Here is a 17,905-nt window from a genome sequence, read left to right as displayed (position 1 = left end):
GCTAACCTGAACCCACTTTCAGAGGAGCCGGCCACCATGCCTGCGATCCGTACCTGGTTAAAAAATCCCCTCGCCACTTTCACGGCCAACGACCTCGATGCCCGTGGCGGTCTCGTCCTGCAGGACGGTGTGATCGTCGAGCTGCTAAGCGCCGGCCAACAACCCGCCCAGCCCTGTGACCACGTCTTCGACGCACGCGAGCATGTGATCCTGCCGGGGTTGATCAACACCCATCATCACTTCTACCAAACCCTGACCCGTGCCTGGGCGCCAGTGGTGAACCAGCCGTTGTTCCCCTGGCTGAAAACCCTCTACCCGGTGTGGGCGCGACTGACCCCGGAAAAACTCGCCCTGGCGAGCAAAGTGGCCTTGGCCGAGTTGCTGCTGTCGGGCTGCACCACAGCGGCCGACCACCATTACCTGTTCCCCCAAGGCCTGGAAAACGCCATCGACGTGCAAGTGCAAAGTGTCCGTGAATTGGGCATGCGCGCGATGCTGACCCGTGGCTCCATGAGCCTGGGCGAGGCCGACGGCGGCTTGCCACCGCAGCAGACCGTGCAGCAAGGCGAGGTGATTCTCGACGACAGCCAGCGCCTGATCGCTGAATACCACGAGCGCGGCGACGGCGCGCAGATCCAGATTGCCCTGGCGCCCTGTTCACCGTTTTCGGTCACGCCCCAAATCATGAGCGCCAGCGCCGAGCTGGCGGAAAAGCTCGACGTACGCTTGCACACGCACCTGGCCGAAACCCTCGATGAAGAAGCGTTCTGCCTGCAACGCTTCGGCCTGCGCACCGTGGATTACCTGGACAGCGTCGGCTGGCTCGGCCCACGCACCTGGCTGGCCCATGGCATCCATTTCAACCCGGACGAAATCGCCCGACTCGGTGCCGCCGGCACTGGCATCTGTCACTGCCCAAGTTCGAACATGCGCCTGGCCTCGGGCATTTGCCCGACCCTGGAACTGACCGCCGCCGGTGCTCCTGTGGGCCTGGGCGTAGACGGTTCGGCGTCCAACGATGCCTCGAACATGATCCTCGAAACCCGCCAAGCGCTATACATCCAGCGCCTGCGCTACGGCGCGCCAGCGATCACACCGGAGCGCGTACTGGGCTGGGCGACCCGGGGCTCGGCGCAACTGCTCGGGCGCAACGATATCGGCGAACTGGCCGTGGGCAAGCAAGCCGACCTGGCGCTGTTCAAGCTCGATGAGCTGCGCTTCTCCGGCAGCCACGACCCGGTCTCGGCCCTGCTGTTATGCGGCGCGGACCGGGCGGATCGGGTGATGATCGGTGGGCAATGGCGAGTGATCGACGGCCAGGTCGAGGGGTTGGACTTGAAGGGTCTGATTGCCGATCACAGCCAGGCAGCACGGGAATTGATCGCCGGCACCTGACCCACCCTAACCCCCCTGTGGGAACGAGCTTGCTCGCGATAGCGGTGTATCAGTCGACATCGATGTTGAATGTCATTCCGTCATCGCGAGCAAGCTCGCTCCCACAGCGGGACGGTGTTGAACCTAAAGGCCCAGCAGGGACAGCATGATAAATGTTGCGAACAACACAAAGTGCGTCATGCCTTCGATGGCATTGGTTTCGCCATCGTTGAGGTTGATCGCACTGACAATCAAGGTGATGAAAATCATCACCGTCTGCACCGGGGTCATTGCCATCTGGAACGGCTGGCCGGTATAGAGGGCCATGGCTTCCATCACGGGCACGGTGAGGATCACCGTGGACAGCGACGCCCCCAGCGCGATGTTCACCACCGACTGCATGCGATTGGCGAGGGCCGCGCGCAGGGCGGTAAGGATTTCCGGCGCGGCAGAGATCGCCGCCACCAGGATCGCCGTGACCACGGGCGGGGCACCCGAACCTTCCAGCCCCAGGTCGAGGGCCTTGGACATGACTTCGGCCAGGGCACCGATCACCACCACGCCAAACACCAGCGCGCCGATGGAAATCGTCAGGCTGACGGGTTTCGGCTCGTTTTCCACCGGTTCTTTCTTGCGACGTTTTTCCGGGTAGCTGTAGCTGAAGAAATAACTGTGGGGCCCGACCTGCATGCGCAGGAAAAGCGTGTACAGCACGATCATCGCGCCGATGGTGAACGCCGAATAGGTTTTCCAGCTCTCCCGGGGAATGAACTCCGGCACCACCATCGACACGCCCATGGCCGTGAGGATCATCACGCTGTAGGTGCGCGCGGAATCGTCGTTGTAGACCTGCTCGCCATGCTTGATCCCGCCCATCAGCGCCGCCAATCCGAGGATGCCGTTGATGTCGAGCATCACCGCCGAATAGATCGTGTCCCGCACCAGCGTCGACGAGGCTTCGTTGTTCATCATGATCGCCAGGATCACCACTTCCACCAGCACCGCCGACAAGGTCAGGATCATGGTGCCGTAAGGGTCACCGACCTTTTCCGCCAGCAGCTCGGCGTGATGGGCCACGCGCATGGAGGCCGCGACGATGAAACCGATCAAGACCAGGCCGCCGATCAACGCCACCACCTGCCCGCTGCCCAGCAGCCAGTGCTCCAACGGATAGGCGACACACACGGCGGCCAGCGCCAGCAACAGCAGTTTTTCTTGCTTGATCAAAGTGAACATCGCGGGCCTGTCACTGTGAGCGGGTCATGAGTTACTGACTGTGGGGGGCGCCGAACGTTTCGTCGGTGTGGTGCACCAGGGGGTGGCGAGTGGCTTGCAGGCGCACCTTTATTGCGCTCAGGGGCCTCATCGCGAGCACGCTCGCTCCCACAGGTTATGCGGATATAAAACCTGTGGCGAGGGAGCTTGCTCCCGCTCGGTTGCGAAGCAACCGTAAAAAACAGGGCCGCTGCGCAGCCCAGCGGGAGCAAGCTCCCTCGCCACAATAGGGTCATGTCGATTAGTTGTCCTGTTGGTCAGCATTTTGCATTGATGCTGCACAGCCAACCTCACAACAAAATGGAGTCCGAGTTCATGCACAAACGCCCTTTGAAGAAGTTGCTTTGCGCCGTCGTCGCAGCCGTCGGCCTGGGTGCCGGCTTGAATGCCAGTGCCGCCGACCCGCTGAAGGTCGGCTTCGTCTACATCGGTCCGATCGGCGACCACGGCTGGACCTATCAGCATGAACAAGGGCGCAAGGAACTGGCGGCGAAATTCGGCGAGCAGATCACCACCCACTATGTGGAGAACGCGCCGGAGGGGGCCGACGCCGAGCGGGTGATCCGCAACATGGCCAAGGACAAGTACGACCTGATCTTCACCACCTCCTTCGGCTACATGAACCCGACGCTGAAAGTCGCCAAGCAATTCCCCAAGGTGATCTTCGAACACGCCACCGGCTACAAGCAGGACAAGAACCTCGGCACCTACCTGGCTCGTACCTATGAAGGTCGCTACGTCGGCGGTTTCCTCGCGGCCAAGATGACCAAGACCAAGAAGATCGGCTATGTCGCTTCGTTCCCGATCCCGGAAGTCATTCGCGACATCAACGCCATCCAACTGGCCCTGAACAAGTACAACCCCGGCACCGAAATCAAAGTGGTGTGGGTCAACTCCTGGTTCGATCCGGGCAAGGAAGCCGACGCCGCCAACGCGCTGATCGACCAGGGCGTCGACGTGGTGTTCCAGCACACCGACAGCCCGGCGCCGATCCAGGCCGCCGAACGCCGCGGCGTCTATGCGGTGGGCTACGCTTCGGACATGGCCCACTTCGGGCCCAAGGCGGTGCTGACCTCCATCGTCAATGACTGGGGCCCGCATTACATCCAGGCGACCCAGAGCGTAATCGACCATGGCTGGAAATCCCAGGACTACTGGGGTGGCCTGAAGGAAGGCACGGTGAAACTGCCGATCAGCGACCTGGTGCCGGCAGCGGTCAAGGGCGAAGCCGAGCAGATCATCGCCGACATCGAGAGCGGCGCCTTCCACCCGTTCACCGGCCCGATCAAGGACCAGGCCGGCGTCGAGAAAATCCCGGCGGGCGTGAGCGCCACCAACGCGGAACTGGCGTCGATGAATTATTACGTCGAAGGCATGAAGGCTGAGATCCCCAAATAGCTGGCGAATAGACACAAGACCCTGTGGGAGCGAGCCTGCTCGCGATAGCGATTTATCTGTCCACATCCATGTTGAACGTAAGTCCGCTATCGCGAGCAGGCTCGCTCCCACATTGAGTACACCTTTAAGTTCAGGAAAAGCCATGAACAGCCTGCCCATCATCGACATCAGCCCACTCTACGACGATGAGCCCGACGCCTGGCAAGCCGTCGCCGAGCAGATCGACCGCGCCTGCCGCCAATGGGGATTTTTCTACATCAAGGGCCATCCCATCAGTCCAGCGCGCATCGCCGAGGTGCTGGGCAATGCCCAACGTTTCTTCGCCTTGCCCGTCGAAGAAAAACTCAAGATCGACATCACCCGGACCCGCCACCACCGTGGCTACGGCGCCGTCGCCACGGAACAACTGGACCCGACCAAGCCCAGTGATCTGAAGGAAACCTTCGACATGGGCCTGCATCTGCCGGCCGATCACCCCGAGGTGCTGGCGGAAAAACCCTTGCGCGGCCCCAACCGTCACCCCGACCTGAGCGGTTGGGAAGCCTTGATGGAGCAGCACTACCGCGACATGCAAGCGCTTGCGCAAACCCTGCTGCGCGCCATGACCCTGGCGCTGGGCATCGAACGGGACTTTTTCGACACGCGCTTCAACGAGCCGGTGAGCGTGCTGCGCCTGATCCATTACCCGCCCCGCGACACTGCCAGCAGCGCCGAGCAGCAAGGGGCCGGCGCCCATACCGATTACGGTTGCATCACCCTGCTCTACCAGGACGCCGCCGGCGGCCTGCAAGTGCGCAACGTCAACGGCCAGTGGATCGACGCGCCGCCCATCGAGGGCACCTTCGTGGTCAACCTCGGCGACATGATGGCGCGCTGGAGCAACGACCGTTACCTGTCCACGCCGCACCGGGTGATCAGCCCGCTGGGAGTGGACCGCTACTCGATGCCATTCTTTGCCGAGCCGCACCCCGACACGCTGATCCAGTGCCTGCCCGGTTGCCAGGATGACACCCACCCGCCAAAGTACCCAACCACCACTTGCGCCGAATTCCTGCTGTCGCGCTTCGCTGACACCTATGCTTACCGGCGGGAGCCGCAGCCCGTGTAGTGGATCAGCCGGTCAGGTTTTACCCGACAGGGCGGCCAGCCCCCTGTAGAATGCCCGCCATCGATTCGCTGATGAGAAAAGACCATGTACGACTGGCTGAACGCCCTGCCCAAGGCTGAACTGCACCTGCACCTGGAAGGCTCGCTGGAACCCGAGCTGCTGTTCGCCCTGGCCGAGCGCAACAAGATCGCCCTGCCGTGGAGCGACGTCGACACCCTGCGCAAGGCCTATGCCTTCAACAACCTGCAGGAATTTCTCGACCTGTATTACCAGGGCGCCGATGTGCTGCGCACCTCCCAGGATTTCTACGACCTGACCTGGGCCTACCTGTTGCGGTGCAAGGCGCAAAACGTGATCCACACCGAACCGTTCTTCGACCCGCAGACCCACACCGACCGTGGCGTCCCGTTCGAAGTGGTGCTCAACGGCATCGCCGCCGCCCTCAAGGACGGGGAGCAACAACTGGGCATCACCAGCGGCCTGATCCTGAGTTTCCTGCGCCATCTGAGCGAAGAACAAGCCGAGAAAACCCTCGACCAGGCGCTGCCGTTCCGCGATGCCTTCGTGGCCGTGGGCCTGGACAGTTCGGAAATGGGCCATCCGCCGAGCAAGTTCCAGCGGGTATTCGACCGCGCACGCAACGAGGGCTTCCTCACCGTCGCCCATGCCGGCGAAGAAGGCCCGCCCGAGTACATCTGGGAAGCCCTGGACCTGCTGAAGATCCAGCGCATCGACCATGGCGTGCGGGCCATCGAAGACGAGCGGCTGATGCAGCGGATCATCGACGAGCAGATTCCATTGACCGTGTGCCCGCTGTCCAACACCAAGCTCTGCGTGTTCGACGACATGTCGCAGCACAACATCCTCGACATGCTCGAGCGCGGCGTGAAGGTGACGGTGAACTCCGATGACCCGGCGTACTTCGGCGGCTATGTCACCGAAAACTTCCACGCCCTGCACACCCACCTGGGCATGACCCAGGACCAGGCCAAGCGCCTGGCGCAGAACAGCCTGGATGCGCGGTTGGTGAAACCTTAAGACCTTTGAGGTTGAGTAGGCCCTCTTCACTGAGAACACCTGTGGCGAGGGAGCTTGCTCCCGCTCGAGCGCGAAGCGGTCGCAATCGGTGAAAGCGGTTTGACGATGGGGCTGCTACGCAGCCCAGCGGGAGCAAGCTCCCTCGCCACAAGGAGCTCTATTGCGCTCCCCCCTCGCTCAACTCCTCCAGCGTCTTGCCCCGGGTTTCCATCCCGAACAACCAGACCACCCCCGCCGCCACGGCGAAGCACAGCGCGCCCAGGGCGAATACGCCGCCCTGGCCGGTGATGGGAAACACCAGGCCGGTCACCAGGGGGCCGAGCAGCGAACCGATGCGCCCCACCGCCGAAGCAAAACCCGAGCCCGTGGCCCGTGCCGAGGTCGGGTACAGCTCCGGCGTGTAGGTGTAGAGCACCGCCCACATGCCAAACAGGAAAAACTGCATCAGCAACCCGGTGCCGATCAACAGGCCGACGTTGCCGCCAAACACCGCGCTCTGCCCATACAGAAACGCCATCACGCCGCCGCCCAGCAACGTGATGATGCACACCGGCTTGCGTCCCCAACGCTCCACGAGCCAGGCCGCCATCAGGAAGCCGGGAATCCCGCCCAGGGAAATCAACACGGTGTAATACACCGACTGCGTCACGGCGAACCCCGACTGCTGCAGCAACGCGCTGAGCCAGGACGTCAGGCCATAAAAACCGAGCAATGCAAAGAACCAGACACTCCAGATCATCGTCGTGCGCTGGCGATACAGCGGCGACCAGATCTGCGCCAGGGCCGAAAAGAAATTGCCCGGCACACGCTCGACCCTTGGCAGGCGGATCGGCTCCGGCAGGTCGCGCCGTCCCAGCGAGGCCCGGACCTTGTCTTCGATCCGCTTGAGCACGGCGTCCGCTTCGTCACCCCGCCCGGCCTGTTCCAACCAGCGCGGCGACTCGGGAATGAAGAAGCGAATCGCCAGGACAAACACCGCCGGCACCGCCAGCACCAGGAAGATGTCGCGCCAACCGATCACCGGCAGCAGGAAATACGACAACACCCCCGCCGCCACGAAACCCAGCGGCCAGAAACCATCCATCAAGGCGATGTAGCGCCCTCGACGCTTGGCCGGGATCAGTTCCGAGAGCATGGACTGGGCAATCGGGAACTCCATGCCCATGCCGATGCCGAGCAGGACGCGAAACAGTGTCAAGGTCTCGACGTCCTGGGCGGTAGAGCACAGGTAACTGGCAATGCCCCACAACACGATGCTCCATTGGAACACCGGCTTGCGCCCGAACCGATCGGCCAGCATGCCCGACAGCGACGCCCCCAGCACCATGCCGAAGAAGCTGGAGCTGGCGAGCAGACCGGCCTGGGCGGTGCTCAGGCCGAACTCGGCTTTGATCGAGCCCAACAGGAACGTCATCATTGCCAAGTCCATGGAATCGAAGAAAAACGCCAGGGCGATGATGATGAAAATGACCCGGTGATACCCGCTGATGGGTAACCGCTCCAGGCGTTCCGCCGCGCTGTAACCGTGAGTATTCATGCAAGCCCCCCAATCCAGAAAAATTCCCCGGACCGAGTGTGCGCGAACCTTGCGGGCGGTTATTGCTGATTACGACCTGCCGACAGCCCTGAGCGACGCGCCAGGAGCGTTTCCTAGAGCGCCATCTCCACGGCGTCCTGCCGGGCGAACCGGTGGATTTCCTGCTGGCCGAGCGTCGTCACCTGCAAGGCCCGCGAATCGTTGGGCAAGGTCAGCCAACCCGACTGCAGGAACAACTGCAGCAACGCCGCCCCCAGCGCGCCCCCCAGGTGCGGACGCCGCTCGCTCCAGTCCGGGCAGGGGCAGGCGATACGGGCGTTGCGATGGGCCAGGGCCTGGATGAACAAACCACGCTCGGCCAGTTGGTTGGCGCCCTTGTGCGTGACGATCACCCGCTGTTCGAACTGCTCGATCCACCCGGCATCCAGCAGGCGCTGGTAGAGATCGGCCGCCAGGGTTCCCCCCAGGTGATCGTCGCACAGCCTGGCCCGCATCAACGAAGCGGGGGCCGATGGGGCCTTGGTCGGCATGACCCGGCGCTTGAAGACCTCCGGAATCTGCCGCGGCGTACTGACCAGGGTCGCGCTGGCCAGGGCTTCGACGGCCGCGCCGATTTCAGGCGCGGCCAGGCGGAAAAACCGCTTGCGGCCCCGGGCTTCGACTTTCAACAGGCCTCCGGCGGACAAGCGCCCCAGGTGCGCGTTGGCCGATGACGGCGACAACCCGGCGAGCAATGCCAACTCCTCGGCCTGGCGGGCCGTGCCGTCCATCAAGGCCCACATCATTGCGCTGCGCTTGGGGTCAGCCAGCAGCGTGGCGATCTGGCTGATGCAAGGTGCATGTTCCATGTATTCACTCCCTGTTGAATCATTCGTCTACTGCTCTGGCGCAGGCGGTCGCTAGTATAAGCGCGGCGATCGAGCTTTCCTGTCCTCCGGAAACCTTTGGAGGCGATTGTTCATGAGGGAAAAGTCTCTATTTGTGCGCGACTATTGCCCCGCCCCCGTCGGGAGTGGAAATCGAGCCGTCAACTCACCACAGCGGGTCCGGAGCATGTCCCGCAAAAGGTTGATGGGTTTGCTCAATTGCGCCCGGTGCGCGCATAGCAGGTTGAGCGGCGCGCGTTCGCATTGCAGGTGCGGCAAGAGGATTTTCAAGCGCCCGGCCAGCACGTCGGTGGACACATCCAGCCATGACTTGTAGGCGATCCCGGCACCTGCCACCGCCCAGCGGCGCACCACATCGGCGTCGTCACTGAAGCGGTCGCCCGTAACGGTGAGGCTCACCTCCCGCTTGCCGTCATGAAAACCCCATCGGTCATGGACCCGGCTGCCCAGCATGTACAACAGGCAGTTGTGCTGGGCCAATTGTTCCAACTGATGGGGTTCACCCTGGCGTGCCAGATAATCCGGCGACGCACACAGCACCCGACGGTTATCCGGGGCGACGGGCAAGGCCACCAGGCTCGAATCTTCCGGATCGCCATAACGCAGGGCAATGTCCACCGGTTGCTTGAACAGGTCGGCAATGCGATCGCCCAACAGCAACCGCACCGTCAGCCCCGGGTGCTCGCGCTGGAACGCGTCCAGCCAGGGCAACAGCAGGTTGCGCCCCAAGTCCGATGGCGCGGACAACTGCAACACGCCGCTGACCTGGTCCTGACCGCTGGTCAACAACCGCCGGCCTTCATCTAGGCTGCTCAACGCGGCACGGGCATATTCGAGAAAGCCCTCGCCTTCGGCCGTCAGGCGCAGGCTGCGGGTGGAGCGGGCCAACAGCCGCGCGCCGAGGTGCTGCTCGATCCGTTTCAACGCGGCACTGGCCACCGCCGCCGACAGGTCCATGACCCTGGCCGCCGCCGAAAGGCTGCCCAGGTCCGCCGCCCGGACAAACAATTGCAAGTCATCGAAGCGAAGCATGACGGCTCCATTATCAAAATATTATTGAAAGAGCCTGTTCTTTTAGCCGGTTTTATCTCGACTATAAATAGTCAAACATGGCCTTCATCGAAACTCACCTCACGGAGCCGCTTCATGAAAGCCATCGCCTACTACCATTCGTTGCCCATCACCGACCCGCAATCGCTCCAGGACATTGAACTGCCGGAACCGCTCGCCGGTCCCCGAGACCTGCTGGTAGAGGTCAAGGCTATTTCGGTCAATCCGGTGGACACCAAGGTCCGCCAGAACGTCCAACCCGAAGACGGCGTCGCCAAGGTGCTGGGCTGGGACGTAGCCGGCGTGGTCAAGGCGGTGGGCAGCGAGGTCACGCTGTTCAAGGCCGGGGACAAGGTGTTCTACGCCGGTTCCATCGCCCGGGCCGGTGGCAACAGCGAGTTGCACGTGGTGGATGAGCGCATTGTCGGCCACATGCCCAAGACCCTCGGTTTCGCCGATGCGGCAGCGCTGCCGTTGACGGCCATTACCGCTTGGGAATTGTTGTTCGAGCGCCTGCACATCCAGGAAGGCCAGGACGACCAGGGCCAAAGCCTGTTGATCGTCGGCGCGGCGGGAGGCGTGGGTTCGATCCTGACGCAACTGGCCCACCAACTCACCGGGCTGAAAGTGATTGGCACCGCGTCCCGTGCGCAAACCCAGGAATGGGTGCGCAACCTGGGTGCCGACCTGGTAATCGACCACAGCCGCCCCTTGAGCGACGTGTTGAAAGAAGCAGGCCAGCCCCAGGTGACTCACGTCGCCAGCCTGACCCAGACCGACCAGCACCTGGACCAATTGGTCGAAGCCCTCGCGCCCCAAGGCAAACTGGCGCTGATCGACGATCCCAAGGCGCTGGACGTGACCAAGCTCAAGCGCAAGAGCCTGTCGTTGCACTGGGAGTTCATGTACACCCGCTCGCTGTTCGAAACGGCGGACATGCTCGAGCAGCACAAACTGCTCAACCGTGTGGCCGCCCTGATCGACGCCGGGACGTTGAAGACCACGGTGGGCGAGCATTTCGGCACCATCAACGCCGAGAACCTGCGCCGTGCGCATGCGTTGCTGGAAAGCGGCCAGGCCAAGGGCAAGATTGTGCTCGAAGGCTTCTGACCGAACGCAGCAGTCGCCCCGCCAACAATCCTTGTGGCGAGGGAGCTTGCTCCCGCTGGGCTGCGCAGCAGCCCCAATGTGGGCGCTGCGCACCCAAGCGGGAGCAAGCTCCCTCGCCACAAGTGGTACATCAACTTGGAACTGCTGTTGCATCAACTTGGAACTGCACCGTCAGTCCGAGAATTGACCGTTGTCACAATTGCGATCGCATTCGGGTCTACACTCGAGGCCTTTGCAACGCAATCTTTTCGTGAGGAGGTCAGCAATGAAGATCCTGATAAAAGAAGTGGCAAAATCCCAATGGCAAGTGCGTCTTGACCAGCACGTCGTCACCTTCCGTACCGAGGCTGAAGCCCAGGCTTTCGCCACGACCCTGCAAGCGCGGATCCACGCGCCTCATCATTTCCCCGAACAGCAGCAGCGCGCAGCTGGCTGAGTCAGCCCTCGCCACTGGCCTGGGCCAGGGCCCGGGCGTTTTGCAGACGACGGGTGAGCATGGCGGCACCCACCACCAACAGCCCGCAGAGACTGATGACCAAGGCCATCGGCACGGCGGTGCCGTCATGCAACGCGGCGACCAGCGCGGCGGCTCCCGCCGCGACGGAAAACTGCAGGCAGCCAAGCATGGCCGAAGCACTGCCCGCCCGCGCGCCCTGCCCGTTCATGGCGCAGGCCGAGGCATTGGGAAGGATGCAACCCAGGCTGGCGATGCAGATAAACAGTGGGACCAGCAGCGGCCACAACTGCGCAGGTTGCAATGAACTGACCGCCAACAGGCTCAGCCCGGCGCCCAGGTAAACCCATACTGCGCGGTTCAATAGGAACGCCGGGCCGCGCTTGGACAGCAGCCGGGCGTTGACCTGAGCAACCAGGATGAAGCCTGCCGCGTTGGTGCCAAACAGCCAACCGAAATGTTCGGCGGGCACGCCATAAAGCTTGATGAAGACGAAAGGCGAGCCGGCAATGTAGGCAAACATCCCAGCGATAGCGATGCCCCCCGTCAGCGCATGGCCGAGGTAGACGGCATCGGTCAATAACCGGCCATATTGGCGCAACGCCCCCGACAACGGCTGCCGAGGCACATAGTCCGGCAAGCTCTCCGGCAGCCACAAGGCCACCGCCGTCGACGCCAATGCGCTGAACACGGTCAGGGCAATGAAGATTGACTGCCAGCCATGCAGGTTCACCAGCAACCCGCCCAGCATTGGCGCCAGAATTGGCGCCAGGCCCATCACCAGCATCAGTTGCGAAAACACCTTGGCCGAGCCCACCGCGTCGCATTTGTCGCTCACCACCGCCCGAGAGATCACCATCCCGGCACAGCCGCCCAAGGCCTGGACGAAGCGAGCGCCGATCAGCCATTCGAGGTTCGGTGCATAGGCGCAGCCCAGGGACGCCAGGGTGAACAATCCGACGCCGGTCAGCAGCGGAATGCGCCGCCCGAAGCGATCCGCCACCGGCCCATAGGCCAACTGCCCGATGGACAAGCCGAGGAAATAGGCCGCCAGGGTCAATTGGATGTGTTTTTCGTCAGTGCCAAAGGCTGTGGCCATTGCCGGGAAGGCAGGCAGGTAGAAATCGATCGCCAAGGGACCGAAAGCGCTCAAGGCGCCAAGAATCAGAATCGTACGGAGGTTCATCGGGCGTCCAGCTCAGGCGTCGTTCGACAGCCCGACAGTCTAGCTGTGCCGGGCGCTCTTGAACATTCCGATAGGTCGCTAACGATTAAAAAATTCAAACGGCGCTGACTTGATAACCCTCCTCCTGGATGGCCTCGACCACGGCATTGGCCGGCAATGAACTCTGGACCTCGACGGTCTTGGCGCCCAGGTCGATACGCACGTGAGCCGCCGGATCCTTGGCCTGCAGAGCCTGGGTGATGGCCTTGACGCAGTGACCGCAGGACATGCCCTCGACATTGAATGTTTGCATGAGATGACTCCTTGGGATTGAAGTTGGCGCCAGTCTCAAGCTTGCCATCATGGCAAGGTCAAGTTCTGACAAAAACTGCCGGGCTGGCAATCGGCATCGCCGTCAGCCAAGCTGCACCCATCAAGGATTCCACACCGGAGGTTCAGCCATGCGCTGGTCAGCGTTCAGCCTGTTTTGCATGCTCGGTTTTTCAGCGGTGGCGCCCCAAGCCTTGGCCGCCGGCGAAGATTATGGCGTGTTGATCATTTCCCGGGAGCGCCTGGAAGTGGCGACCAGCTGCGAAATCGGCATCTACATCCAGGATCAACTCTCGGCCAGGCTGTTCCAGGAGCAAAGCACCTCGTTCAACCTGCCGCCAGGTCAATTCTCCTTGCGCCTGAAATTGCTGCCAGGACAGGCGCCGGGCTGCAACCCGGGCATGCTCGCACCGGGCTCGCAGGACATTACCCTCAGGGCCGGTGACATCCTGAAGTTCCGCATCGCCATGAACCATCAAGGCATGTTCCTCAAGCCCGCCGGGCTCGGTTACTGACACACCACTGTCCCTGTGGGAGCGAGCTTGCTCGCGATGACGGCCTAACATCCAACATTGAGGTCGACTGACCTACCGCTATCGCGAGCAAGCACGCTCCTACAGGGATTGGCGCTTGACCTTGCCAGCATGGCAAGGTTGATCCTGTAGTCATTCACTACAGGGAGCCCGACCCATGTCCGAATCCACCACGTTCGATCTACCCATTGCCGGCATGACCTGCGCCAGTTGCGCCGGACGGGTCGAGCGAGCCTTGCGCAAAGTCGCCGGTGCCAGTGCCGTCAGCGTCAACCTGGCGACGGAACTGGCCCGTGTCCAGGCCCCCGAAGGCAGCCTGCCGGCTTTGAAGCAGGCCGTCGAACAGGCGGGTTATAGCGTTCCCGTGCACACCCTGGAACTGAACATCGAAGGCATGACCTGCGCCTCCTGTGTCGGCCGGGTCGAACGCGCCCTGAGCAAGGTAGACGGCGTGAACAGCGTCAGCGTCAACCTGGCCAACGAGCGGGCCCACCTCGAACTGCTCGGCCAAGTGGATGCGCAAACCCTGATCGATGCTGTCAAGCGCGCCGGCTACGACGCCACGGTCTGGCAGGCCGAGCAAGCCGCCGACACCCAGAGCAACCGTCTGAACCGTGAACGCCTGGCACTGGTGCTGGCGATCCTGCTATCCGTGCCCCTGGTGCTGCCCATGCTGCTGCAGCCGTTCGGCGTGCATTGGATGCTCCCGGCCTGGGTCCAATTCGCCCTGGCGACGCCGGTGCAATTCATCTTCGGTGCGCGTTTTTATGTCGCGGCCTTCAAGGCCGTGCGGGCCGGTGCCGGGAACATGGACCTGCTGGTGGCCCTGGGCACCAGCGCCGGCTACGGCTTGAGCCTTTATGAATGGGTGATCGCCCGCCCTGGCAGCATGCCGCACCTGTATTTCGAGGCCTCAGCCGTCGTGATCGCCCTGGTGTTGCTCGGCAAATACCTGGAAAGCCGTGCCAAGCGCCAGACCGCCAGCGCCATTCGCGCCCTCGAAGCCTTGCGCCCGGAACGGGCGATCCAGGTAATCGAGGGCCAGGAGCGGGACGTGGCCATCAGCGCCCTGCGCTTGAATGACCTGGTGCTGGTCAAGCCGGGCGAACGCTTCCCGGTGGACGGCGAAGTACTGGAAGGCCAGAGCCATGCCGACGAAGCGCTGATCAGCGGCGAAAGCCTGCCGGTGCCCAAGCAACCCGGCGACACAGTCACCGGCGGCGCCATCAATGGCGAAGGCCGGTTGCTGGTGCGCACGCAAGCCCTAGGCGCCGAAACCGTTCTGGCGCGCATCATCCGCCTGGTGGAAGACGCCCAGGCCGCCAAGGCGCCGATCCAGAAACTGGTGGATAAAGTCAGTCAGGTCTTCGTCCCGGTGGTGCTGTTGCTGGCCCTGGCGACGTTGATCGGCTGGTGGCTGTACGGCGCGCCTCTGGAAACCGCGCTGATCAACGCCGTCGCCGTATTGGTGATCGCCTGCCCCTGCGCCCTGGGCCTGGCGACACCCACGGCGATCATGGCCGGCACTGGCGTGGCGGCGCGCCACGGGATTCTGATCAAGGACGCCGAGGCCTTGGAACGCGCCCATGAAGTCACGACGGTGGTGTTCGACAAGACCGGCACTCTGACCTCCGGCACGCCGCGCATCGCCCACTTGACCGCCCTCGACGGTGATGAAGACGCGCTGCTGAACATGGCCGGCGCCCTGCAACGCGGCAGCGAACATCCTCTGGCCAAAGCGGTGCTGGACGCCTGCGCCGAGCGCGGCCTGGACGTGCAGGATGTCAGCGACAGCCAGTCCCTGGCTGGACGCGGCATCGCCGGCAGCCTCGACGGTCACCGCCTGGCCCTGGGCAATCGTCGCCTGCTGGACGAGCTGGGCCTGAACCCCGGTTCGCTGGCCGACTCCGCACAGGCTTGGGAAACCGAAGGCCGCACCTTGTCCTGGTTGATCGAACAAGGCGCGACGCCGCGGGTGCTGGGCCTGTTCGCTTTCGGTGACACCCTCAAGCCCGGTGCCCTCGCCGCCGTGGAAGCCTTGAATGAACAGCACATCGCCAGCCACTTGCTCACCGGCGACAACCAAGGCAGCGCCCGGGTGGTGGGCCAGGCGTTGGGGATCACTCATGTCCATGCCGAAGTGTTGCCTGCGGATAAATCCGCCATCGTCCAGCAACTGAAGAGCCATTCGGTGGTGGCGATGGTGGGCGACGGCATCAACGACGCTCCGGCCCTGGCCGCCGCCGACATCGGCATTGCCATGGGCGGCGGCACCGACGTGGCGATGCATGCCGCGGGCATCACCCTCATGCGCGGCGATCCGCGACTGGTGCCGGCGGCGCTGGACATCAGCCGCAAGACCTACGCCAAGATCCGCCAGAACCTGTTCTGGGCGTTCGTCTATAACCTGATCGGCATCCCCCTGGCGGCGTTCGGTTTTCTCAACCCGGTGCTGGCCGGCGCGGCCATGGCGCTGTCGAGCGTCAGCGTGGTGAGCAATGCGTTACTGTTGAAGCTCTGGACACCCAAGCAGTTGGAGGACAAACGATGAACATCGGCCAAGCGGCCCGCCAGAGCGGCCTGAGCGCGAAAATGATCCGTTATTACGAATCCATCGGCCTGCTCAAGGCCGCCCATCGCACCGACAGCGGCTATCGGATCTACGGCACCGATGACCTGCACACCCTGGCGTTCATCAAGCGCTCCCGGGATCTCGGCTTCTCCCTGGAAGAGGTCGGCAAACTGCTGACCCTCTGGCAAGACCGCCAACGCGCCAGCGCCGACGTCAAGACCCTGGCCCGGCAACACATCGATGAACTGAACCAGAAAATCCGCGAACTGGCCGAACTGCGCGACACCCTGCAAGACCTGGTAGAGCACTGCCACGGCGACCACCGTCCGGACTGTCCGATCCTCAAGGAACTGGCGTCGGGGTGCTGCAAAAGTTGATGCCACCGCCAATCCCCCTGTGGGAGCGAGCCTGCTCGCGATAGCGGTGGGTCTGCTTGCATCTATGTTGAATGTGCCGCCGTCATCGCGAGCAAGCTCGCTCCCACAGGAGAAACGCGGCCTCACCAAGAGCCAGGTCGGCTATCAGGCCGCCTCGCGGTGGACGTTGATCTCGGGCGCCCCGTTAACCACGATGGCTGAACGAAGGTGTTGCGCAGTGGGCACCTCGGCATGGATGCCGAGGTAGCCGCGCGGGGCCATGGATGGCCCTTCGCGGCGGCCCACGGAGCAATGCCTTCGTTCAGGCATGCCGAGCCTAGGCGAGGCACCAAGTGGTGGGGCAAAAGCGTTTTGGTTACTTTTGCGCTCTTCAAAAGTGACCCGCTGTAAGAGCGGAACCATAAGCCGCCGTTACCGCAGAAACGGATATACACACCAAAAAAAATCCCCCCCGGCAAATTGAGCCTCAAAAAACGAAGCCAAAAAAAAAGACGCCTTTCCATTTCTGAAAGAAGCGCCGTTTTTTCCAAGTGAACAGCATTACGGCCATCGGCCGGGTTTCCGTTCAACCGATCATTGCATCCACGGCGGCGGTGGTTCTTCGGTCTTGCCCGGTGGAGCATCGTCGGCGGCGCGGACGGCCTGGCGGCGTTCCTCGTCCAGGCGCGCGGCTTCGATCTCGCGCATGATCCCGCCGACATCCGCCAGTTCTTCCGGTTCGTCGAACTCGCCGGTCAACACGCTGGCCGGGTGCAGGGTCCCAGCTTCATACAGCGCCCACATTTCCTTCGCGTACTTGGTGCGCTTGAGCTCCGGGGCAAACCGGCCGAAGTAGGACGCCATGTTGCCCACGTCCCGCTCCAGCATGCTGAAGGCATGGTTGTTACCCGCGGCATCCACCGCTTGCGGCAGGTCGATGATCACCGGCCCCGTTGGCGTGAGCAGGACGTTGAACTCCGACAGGTCGCCATGCACCAGACCGGTACACAGCATCAGCACGATCTGGGAAATCAGATAGGCGTGATATTCACGGGCCTGGTCCGGCTCCAGCACCACATCGTTCAGGCGCGGCGCCGCATCGCCATACTCGTCGGCCACCAGTTCCATCAGCAACACGCCTTCAAGGAAGTCGTACGGCTTGGGCACGCGCACACCCGCGCTCGCCAGGCGGAACAGGGCCGCCACTTCGGCATTCTGCCAGGCGTCCTCGGTTTCCTTGCGCCCGAACTTCGAGCCCTTGGCCATGGCCCGGGCCTGACGGCTATTACGGACCTTGCGGCCCTCCTGGTATTCGGCCGCCTGACGAAAACTTCGCTTGTTCGCCTCCTTGTAGACCTTCGCGCAACGTAGCTCGTTGCCGCAGCGCACCACATAAACAGCTGCTTCTTTACCACTCATGAGTGGGCGCAGCACCTCGTCGACCAGACCGTCCTCGATCAGGGGTTCAATGCGTTTTGGAGTCTTCATCAGCTTTTATTGTGGGTCCTTTATTACCAAACACGCGAATGACAGTCGTTATACGGCAATCTTTCCTCCACGGGGAGGGGTTGCCGACCTATGAACCGGTGATGCACACAATGTGCCGGATTAATCGACCGCGCCGAATCATAGCCGAGACCGGACCTGGCGTTGGCAACTGAATGCCCAGGTATTTGCGACAAAGGCTGACAGTCATGTCTACCGCCGTCGTAGGCCAG

General features: G+C 62.8%; 16 protein-coding genes. 9 read left to right on the top strand and 7 right to left on the bottom strand.

Translation table 11 applies throughout. The annotated features are described in order from the left end of the window. The first annotated feature begins 36 nt into the window (after positions 1 to 36). Positions 37 to 1,395: an 8-oxoguanine deaminase gene (locus AD659_RS02740; protein ID WP_053118139.1), complete on the top strand. Its 1,359-nt coding sequence runs from the start codon at positions 37 to 39 to the stop codon at positions 1,393 to 1,395. Between the two features lie 123 nt (positions 1,396 to 1,518). Here the strand turns inward: AD659_RS02740 and AD659_RS02735 are convergent, their stop codons facing one another. Next, positions 1,519 to 2,610 carry a calcium:cation antiporter gene (locus tag AD659_RS02735; RefSeq protein ID WP_053118137.1) on the bottom strand — a complete coding sequence of 364 codons (1,092 nt, stop codon included), beginning with the start codon at positions 2,608 to 2,610 and terminating at the stop codon, positions 1,519 to 1,521. A 354-nt stretch (positions 2,611 to 2,964) separates the two neighbouring features. Here AD659_RS02735 and AD659_RS02730 point away from each other — a divergent pair, with 354 nt between their 5' ends. The 3 genes from AD659_RS02730 to AD659_RS02720 all read left to right on the top strand — a co-directional run bounded on the left by AD659_RS02730 (position 2,965) and on the right by AD659_RS02720 (position 6,193). Then, complete coding sequence (locus AD659_RS02730; protein WP_053118135.1) at positions 2,965 to 4,047, top strand: BMP family ABC transporter substrate-binding protein; 1,083 nt, start codon at positions 2,965 to 2,967, stop codon at positions 4,045 to 4,047. A gap of 142 nt (positions 4,048 to 4,189) precedes the next feature. After that, complete coding sequence (locus AD659_RS02725; RefSeq protein WP_053118133.1) at positions 4,190 to 5,155, top strand: 2-oxoglutarate and iron-dependent oxygenase domain-containing protein; 966 nt, start codon at positions 4,190 to 4,192, stop codon at positions 5,153 to 5,155. Positions 5,156 to 5,239: 84 nt separating this feature from the next. Then, positions 5,240 to 6,193 (top strand): adenosine deaminase, encoded by a 954-nt coding sequence (locus tag AD659_RS02720; protein WP_053118131.1) that lies wholly within the window; start codon positions 5,240 to 5,242, stop codon positions 6,191 to 6,193. Positions 6,194 to 6,350: 157 nt separating this feature from the next. Here the strand turns inward: AD659_RS02720 and AD659_RS02715 are convergent, their stop codons facing one another. The 3 genes from AD659_RS02715 to AD659_RS02705 form a co-directional block, all read right to left on the bottom strand. Then, positions 6,351 to 7,730: an MFS transporter gene (locus tag AD659_RS02715; protein WP_053118129.1), complete on the bottom strand. Its 1,380-nt coding sequence runs from the start codon at positions 7,728 to 7,730 to the stop codon at positions 6,351 to 6,353. Between the two features lie 113 nt (positions 7,731 to 7,843). Continuing rightward, a complete protein-coding gene (locus AD659_RS02710; protein ID WP_053118127.1) occupies positions 7,844 to 8,578 on the bottom strand; it encodes an ArsR/SmtB family transcription factor in 735 nt (244 codons plus the stop codon). A 141-nt stretch (positions 8,579 to 8,719) separates the two neighbouring features. After that, a complete protein-coding gene (locus AD659_RS02705; protein WP_053118125.1) occupies positions 8,720 to 9,649 on the bottom strand; it encodes a LysR family transcriptional regulator in 930 nt (309 codons plus the stop codon). Positions 9,650 to 9,763: 114 nt separating this feature from the next. Between AD659_RS02705 and AD659_RS02700 the strand changes: the two genes are divergently transcribed. Then, positions 9,764 to 10,777, top strand: coding sequence for a zinc-binding alcohol dehydrogenase family protein (locus AD659_RS02700; protein ID WP_053118123.1), 1,014 nt, complete (start codon positions 9,764 to 9,766; stop codon positions 10,775 to 10,777). A 265-nt stretch (positions 10,778 to 11,042) separates the two neighbouring features. Next, positions 11,043 to 11,213, top strand: coding sequence for a hypothetical protein (locus AD659_RS29915; RefSeq protein WP_163006800.1), 171 nt, complete (start codon positions 11,043 to 11,045; stop codon positions 11,211 to 11,213). A 1-nt stretch (position 11,214) separates the two neighbouring features. On the opposite strand, the gene AD659_RS02695 is transcribed toward AD659_RS29915, so the two are convergent. Both AD659_RS02695 and AD659_RS02690 read right to left on the bottom strand, forming a co-directional pair. Continuing rightward, positions 11,215 to 12,417 carry a multidrug effflux MFS transporter gene (locus AD659_RS02695; protein WP_053118121.1) on the bottom strand — a complete coding sequence of 401 codons (1,203 nt, stop codon included), beginning with the start codon at positions 12,415 to 12,417 and terminating at the stop codon, positions 11,215 to 11,217. Positions 12,418 to 12,511: 94 nt separating this feature from the next. Next, the gene (locus AD659_RS02690) at positions 12,512 to 12,709 is read right to left on the bottom strand and encodes a heavy-metal-associated domain-containing protein (protein WP_053118119.1); all 198 of its coding nucleotides are present in this window, start codon (positions 12,707 to 12,709) and stop codon (positions 12,512 to 12,514) included. Between the two features lie 148 nt (positions 12,710 to 12,857). Between AD659_RS02690 and AD659_RS02685 the strand changes: the two genes are divergently transcribed. From AD659_RS02685 to cueR, 3 genes are all read left to right on the top strand, one after another. After that, entirely contained in the window at positions 12,858 to 13,241 is a 384-nt protein-coding gene (locus tag AD659_RS02685; protein WP_053118117.1) for a hypothetical protein, read from the top strand. 175 nt (positions 13,242 to 13,416) lie between these two features. Next, positions 13,417 to 15,810: a heavy metal translocating P-type ATPase gene (locus tag AD659_RS02680; RefSeq protein ID WP_053118115.1), complete on the top strand. Its 2,394-nt coding sequence runs from the start codon at positions 13,417 to 13,419 to the stop codon at positions 15,808 to 15,810. Then, the gene (gene cueR, locus AD659_RS02675; RefSeq protein ID WP_053118113.1) at positions 15,807 to 16,208 is read left to right on the top strand and encodes a Cu(I)-responsive transcriptional regulator; all 402 of its coding nucleotides are present in this window, start codon (positions 15,807 to 15,809) and stop codon (positions 16,206 to 16,208) included. The genes AD659_RS02680 and cueR overlap by 4 nt, the downstream gene beginning before the upstream one ends. A gap of 573 nt (positions 16,209 to 16,781) precedes the next feature. On the opposite strand, the gene AD659_RS02665 is transcribed toward cueR, so the two are convergent. Further along, the gene (locus AD659_RS02665; protein WP_014336406.1) at positions 16,782 to 17,675 is read right to left on the bottom strand and encodes a PA4780 family RIO1-like protein kinase; all 894 of its coding nucleotides are present in this window, start codon (positions 17,673 to 17,675) and stop codon (positions 16,782 to 16,784) included. Between the last annotated feature and the right edge of the window lie 230 nt (positions 17,676 to 17,905).

It is taken from the genome of Pseudomonas thivervalensis (assembly GCF_001269655.1).
Lineage (GTDB): Bacteria > Pseudomonadota > Gammaproteobacteria > Pseudomonadales > Pseudomonadaceae > Aquipseudomonas > Aquipseudomonas thivervalensis.
This window is presented reverse-complemented; position numbering and strand designations above follow the sequence as displayed.